This window comes from Candidatus Frankia alpina, assembly GCF_902806485.1.
GTDB classification, from domain to species: Bacteria; Actinomycetota; Actinomycetes; order Frankiales; family Frankiaceae; genus Frankia; species Frankia alpina.
The window spans coordinates 1-789 of sequence record NZ_CADCWT010000524.1 but is presented as its reverse complement, the minus strand read 5'-3'; the positions used below and the strand labels follow the sequence as shown (position 1 = coordinate 789).

The window sequence follows — 789 nt, the reverse complement described above, 5'->3', positions numbered from 1 at the left end:
CGCGCCTGGATGCCCGCAACCAGCTAACCCAAGATCAAACAAATACCTGACCAGTTACCCTTCACCTACATCAGACTGGCCGACCTGAGTGCTGTTGCCGGCGACAACGACGAGGCCCGCCGTCTTTAGACCAACGCCCTCGCCATCCGTCGGCGCTTCGCCGACCTCAACCCCCACGACGCTCGCTACCAACGCAACCTTTCTTCCGTCTATCTCCGACTGGCCAAAGTCGCCGCTGATACCGGCGACAACAACGAGGCCCGCCGCCTGCACACGGACGCTCTCACCATCGCGCGCCGAATCACCGACCTCGAACCCAACAACGCGCGCTACCAACGCGACCTTTCCACCTCCTACGAACGGCTAGCCGACCTCGCCGCTGGTGCCGGCCACATCGACGAGGCCCGCCGCCTTTACGTCGACGCCCTTACCATCCGCCGCCACCTAACCGACCTCGACCCCAACAACGCCGCCTACCAACGCGACCTTTCCACCTCCTGCGACCAGCTTGCCGAACTCGCTCTTAGATCGGGGGATAACGACGAGACCTGTCGCCTGTTCACCGAGGCCCTTACCATCCACCGCCGACTCACCTACGCCCTCACTATCCACCGTCGCCTCGCCGACCTCGACCCCACCGACACCAGCTACCGTCGCGGCTTGACCGTCGAGATCTTGCCTGGCGGATTGGTGTACGAAGGATGACTCCACGCGGTCCTCTGGTCGGATTCAGGGCCGCGCGAAGGTCACTTTCCGTGCCGACTGGTTACTCTAGGTTGTGAGGAATGT

The 789-nt window shown here is 63.0% G+C and carries 2 protein-coding genes; one reads left to right on the top strand and one right to left on the bottom strand.

Going from position 1 to position 789, the window contains the following annotated elements; translation table 11 throughout:
- Window positions 1-54 precede the first annotated feature (54 nt).
- On the bottom strand, window positions 55-336 hold the full coding sequence (locus G6R25_RS25725; RefSeq protein ID WP_205447444.1) for a hypothetical protein: 282 nt from the start codon (window positions 334-336) through the stop codon (window positions 55-57).
- On the opposite strand from G6R25_RS25725, the gene G6R25_RS31115 reads away from it, so the two are divergent.
- Window positions 220-705, top strand: a complete 486-nt coding sequence (locus G6R25_RS31115) for a tetratricopeptide repeat protein (RefSeq protein ID WP_419469417.1) — start codon at window positions 220-222, stop codon at window positions 703-705. The two genes, G6R25_RS25725 and G6R25_RS31115, sit on opposite strands and share 117 nt — an antisense overlap.
- The last annotated feature ends 84 nt before the right edge of the window (window positions 706-789 follow it).